This window comes from Streptomyces alkaliphilus, assembly GCF_014141535.1.
GTDB classification, from domain to species: Bacteria; Actinomycetota; Actinomycetes; order Streptomycetales; family Streptomycetaceae; genus Streptomyces; species Streptomyces alkaliphilus.
The window spans coordinates 1-4584 of record NZ_VKHT01000380.1 but is presented as its reverse complement, the minus strand read 5'-3'; the positions used below and the strand labels follow the sequence as shown (position 1 = coordinate 4584).

The following is a 4584-nucleotide window of genomic DNA, read 5'->3' as shown; positions in this document are numbered from 1 at the left end:
CCGCCACCCCCGCACCCGCCCGGCCGCGTCGAACCAGTCGGAGGGTCCCGAGATGTGCCACACCGTGCGGTGTCCCGCTTCGAGCAGGTGACGGGTGGCCGCCATGGCTCCCGCCTCCTGGTCCACGGTGACCAGCGCGGTCCGGCGCAGGGGGTCTCCGTCCACCGTCACCACCGGAACGGCGGCGGGTATCTCGGTCAGCGCCTCGTTCGCCGAGGCGGTGGGGGCGATCACGACGATTCCGGCCACTCGTTGGTCGCGGTGGTGCTCGACCGCCTCGGCGATCGATCTCCTGTCCAGGACCCCGACCCGCCGCACACTCACCGAAAACCCCGCCGTGCCGGCTGCCAGTTCGAAAGCGGCCAACAGGGACGCCGGGCCGAACAGGGTGGAGTTCGGCGCCACCACACCGAGCAGTTGGGAACGCCCGGTCGCCAGCGTGCGGGCCGCGCGATTGGGCCGGTACCCCAGTTCGTCGATCGCAGCCCGAACCCGCAGGCGGGTCTGCTCCCGAACATTGGGATGGCCGTTGAGCACCCGGGAGACCGTCTGGTGCGAAACGCCCGCCAAACGGGCCACGTCGGTCATGGCCGGGGCACGTGTGGCCCGACCCTCCACCGAGGCGTCCTCCACCTGCCACCCCCTCGGGTTCCGGCGATTCGGCCCGTGCCGCCGGCCGGACCACGGTTCCCGGCGAGTCTACGCAGTCCACCTTCCGTCCAAACGGCGCGTCCCACCGGCGGGAGAGACGGGTACCCGGGCGGCGGGAACCGAAGTGACGGCTAACATCCGCGACCTTCGGTTTCCTGTCAACAGTCGGAACTCGCTGTGGACTTGGGGTTGACGCCTCTCATGTTAGCGCTCACTCTGGGACGCCTGTGATTCCGGTCACCCCACTCGTTGCGACGGGTGTGGATCGTTGTCGACCCCGGAGGAAGAGCAGTGTTCGGGAAAATCACCAGGGCCACCGCGGCCGTTCTGTTATTCACGGCCCTCGCCGGTTGCGGCGGGGGATCCGATTCCGACGCCGGCTCCCCGGGCGGCGCGGATGACACGATCACCATGGGCTTCTCCCAAGTGGGAGCCGAGAGCGGGTGGCGGACGGCGAACACGAAGTCCATCCGGGATGCGGCGGAGGCCGCCGGCGTCGAGCTCCGCTTCTCGGACGCCCAGCAGAAGCAGGAAAACCAGATCAAGGCGATCCGCTCCTTCATCCAGCAACGGGTGGACGTCATCGCCTTCAGCCCTGTCGTGGAGACCGGCTGGGATGCGGTGCTGCTGGAGGCCCGCCGGGCAGGGATCCCGGTCATCCTCACCGACCGTGCCATCGACTCCGACGACACCTCGCTGTACGAGACGTTCCTCGGCTCCGACTTCGTCGAGGAGGGACGGAAGGCGGGTCGGTGGCTGGTGGACAACACCGAGGGCCCGGTCAGGGTGGTGGAACTCCAGGGCACCACGGGCGCGGCCCCGGCCATCGATCGCAAGAAGGGTTTCGAGGAGGTTGTCGCCGAGCGATCCGATATCGAGATCGTGGCCACCCAGAGCGGTGACTTCACCCGTGCGGGCGGCAAGGAGGTGATGGAGGCGTTCCTGAAGTCGACTCCGGAGATCGACGCGGTCTACGCGCACAACGACGACATGGGCCTGGGCGCCATCGAGGCGATCAAGGCGGCGGGTCGACAGCCGGGCACCGACCTCACCATCATCACCGTGGACGCGGTCAGGGACGGCATGCGGGCCCTGGCCGATGGCGAGATCAACTTCATCGTGGAGTGCAACCCGCTGCTCGGCGACCAACTCATGGACCTCGCACGGAAAGTCGTCAACGGCGAGGAGGTTCCGAAGCGGGTGGTCACCGAGGAGACGACCTTCACGCCCGAGGAGGCCAGGGCCGTGCTCTCCGAACGTGAGTACTGAACCCCGCCGACATCTAACGGCCGGTCCGCCGCCGATGCCGACGGCCGGCCCGGCCCGCGACGCGGCGGGCCCCGGGAAGCTCCCGGGGCCCGCCGCGCCCATGGCGGTGACCACCCCACCCATGACGACGAAGGCGCTGAACATGACCGAATCCTCGGTGCACCGAAAGAGCCCGGTGGTCGAAATGCGCGGCATCGATGTCGAGTTCCCCGGAGTCAAAGCACTGTCGGGGGTCGACTTCCGACTCCTCCCCGGTGAGGTACACGCCCTGATGGGGGAGAACGGGGCCGGGAAATCCACGCTGATCAAAGCGCTCACCGGAGTCCACCGGCCGAGCGCGGGCACCATACGCCTCCACGGACGACCGGTCTCCTTCGCCGACCCCGCCTCGGCCCAACGGGCCGGAATCAGCACCGTCTACCAGGAGGTCAACCTCTGCCCCAACCTGTCCGTCGCCGAGAACATCCTGATCGGCCGGGAACCGCGTCGTTTCCTCGGTATCGACGGCCGGGCACTGCGGGCCGGGGCCGCCCGGCTCCTGAAGCGGGTGGGGCTGGACATCGACCCCGCCTCCCGCCTGGACGCGCATCCGATCGCGGTGCAACAACTCGTGGCCATCACCCGCGCCCTGGCGGTGGAATCCCGCGTACTGGTCCTCGACGAACCCACTTCCAGCCTGGATGCCGACGAGGTCGCCGAACTCTTCCGCATCATGCGGGTGTTGCGCGACGAGGGTGTGGCCCTCCTCTTCGTCTCGCATTTCCTCGACCAGGTGTACGAGATATCCGACCGGATGACCGTGCTGCGCAACGGCGGACTCGTCGGGGAGTACGCGACCGCCGAGATGGGGCGCCTCGACCTGGTGGCGGCCATGCTCGGCCGCGAACTCGACAACCTGGAGAAGGTGGAACGTCGGGCCCGGGACCACACCCCCGGCACCACGCCCGTGCTCCGGGCTCGCGGTCTGGGCAGGAAGGGGGCGATCGCCCCCTTCGACCTCGACATCCACGCCGGTGAGGTGGTCGGCCTGGCAGGACTGCTCGGGTCGGGCCGCACCGAGACCGTCCGACTGCTCTTCGGCGCGGACCGGCCGGACAGCGGCACCCTCACCATCGGCGGACGACTCGTCCGACCCCGTGGTCCCCGGGCCGTGATCGCCCGGGGCGTCGCCTTCTGCTCGGAGGACCGCAAGGGAGAGGGCATCATCGAGGGACTCAGCGTGCGCGACAATCTGGTTCTGGCCGTGCAGGCCGCACGCGGCTGGGCCCGCCCCGTGCCTCGTCGCGTCGCGGAAGCACTGGTCGAGGAGTACATCGACAAGCTCGACATCCGCCCGGCCGATCCCGGACTCCCCATCGACGCTCTCTCGGGGGGCAACCAGCAGAAGGTGCTGCTCGCCCGATGGCTGGTCACCCGCCCCCGACTGCTCATCCTCGACGAGCCGACCCGGGGCATCGACATCGGAGCCAAGGCACAGATCCAGAAGGTGGTGGCCGACCTCGCAGCCGATGGCACGGCTGTGCTCTTCGTCTCCGCCGAGGTCGAGGAGGTGGTGAGGGTGTCGGACCGGATCGTGGTGCTGCGCGATCGACACAAGGTCGCCGAACTCGCCGGCCACGAGGTCTCCGTACGGGACGTGGTCTCCGCGATCGCGGCCCGGGAGGACGCCCCGGAGAACCGCCCCGAGGCGGTGACCCGATGAGACGAGGCCATCTGGTGTGGCCGCTGCTCGCGCTGGCAGCGCTCATCGCCCTCAACGTGATCGTCACCCCTTCCTTCCTGGAGATCAGGCTCCAGGACGGGCATCTTCACGGCAGCGTCGTGGACATCCTTCGCAACGGGGCTCCCACCCTGCTCATCGCTGTCGGGATGACACTGGTGATCGCCACCCGCGGGATAGACCTGTCGGTGGGAGCGGTCGCCGCGATTTCCGGAGCCATCGCCTGTACCTGGATCGCGGGGGGAGGCAACACCATCACCGCCGTGTTCCTCGCTCTCGGCACGTGCCTGCTCCTCGGCCTGTGGAACGGATTCCTCGTCTCCGTGGCGGGCATTCAGCCGATCATCGCCACACTGGTGTTGATGACGGCCGGCCGGGGGGTGGCGATGCTGCTCACCGAAGGGCAGATTGTTACCGTCAACGACCCCGTGTACCGGTGGATCGGGTCGGGGTTCCTCCTTCTGCCGGTCGTCGTCCTCATCGCCCTGGCGGTTCTCGGAGGGGTCGCCCTGCTGACCCACCGCACCGCGCTGGGGACCCTCGTCCACGCGGTGGGAACCAACCCCGGGGCCGCCGGCCTCGCCGGTGTCCGTTCCCGCACGATCATCGGGACGGTCTACGTCTTCGCCGCACTCTGCGCGGGTGTGGCGGGTCTGATGATCAGCTCCAACGTCAACGCGGCGGACGCCAACAGCGCCGGACTGTGGATCGAGATGGACGCCATCCTCGCCGTGGTCATAGGCGGCACCTCCCTGGCCGGAGGCCGGTACTCCCTCTCCGGAACGCTGGTCGGCGCCCTGGTGATCCAGACTCTCACCACCACCGTCTACACCGTCGGCGTTCCGACCAACACCACTTTGGTCTTCAAAGCCCTTGTCGTGATCACCGTGTGCCTGCTCCAGGTCCCGCGTGCCGCCCGTCCCCCCGGGGCACGACGTGTTCCC

At 68.8% G+C, this 4584-nt stretch carries 4 protein-coding genes; 3 read left to right on the top strand and 1 reads right to left on the bottom strand.

What is annotated here, in order from left to right; all coding sequences use genetic code 11:
* Positions 1-633, bottom strand: a 633-nt coding sequence (locus FNQ90_RS13415) for a LacI family DNA-binding transcriptional regulator (RefSeq protein ID WP_323379939.1), incomplete at its 3' end; no start/stop codon positions are given.
* Between the two features lie 429 nt (positions 634-1062).
* Here FNQ90_RS13415 and FNQ90_RS13410 point away from each other — a divergent pair.
* The 3 genes from FNQ90_RS13410 to FNQ90_RS13400 form a co-directional block, all read left to right on the top strand.
* Complete coding sequence (locus tag FNQ90_RS13410; protein WP_173019556.1) at positions 1063-1920, top strand: ABC transporter substrate-binding protein; 858 nt, start codon at positions 1063-1065, stop codon at positions 1918-1920.
* A 142-nt stretch (positions 1921-2062) separates the two neighbouring features.
* Complete coding sequence (locus FNQ90_RS13405) at positions 2063-3622, top strand: sugar ABC transporter ATP-binding protein (protein ID WP_182606593.1); 1560 nt, start codon at positions 2063-2065, stop codon at positions 3620-3622.
* Positions 3619-4584, top strand: a 966-nt coding sequence (locus FNQ90_RS13400) for an ABC transporter permease (protein WP_182606592.1), incomplete at its 3' end; no start/stop codon positions are given. The genes FNQ90_RS13405 and FNQ90_RS13400, both read left to right, overlap by 4 nt.

Excerpts from the sequence above, each read along its gene's own strand:
- FNQ90_RS13410 (WP_173019556.1), top strand. The coding sequence starts at position 1,063 with ATGGGCTTCTCCCAAGTGGGAGCCGAGAGCGGGTGGCGGACGGCGAAC.
- FNQ90_RS13405 (WP_182606593.1), top strand. The coding sequence starts at position 2,063 with ATGACCGAATCCTCGGTGCACCGAAAGAGCCCGGTGGTCGAAATGCGC.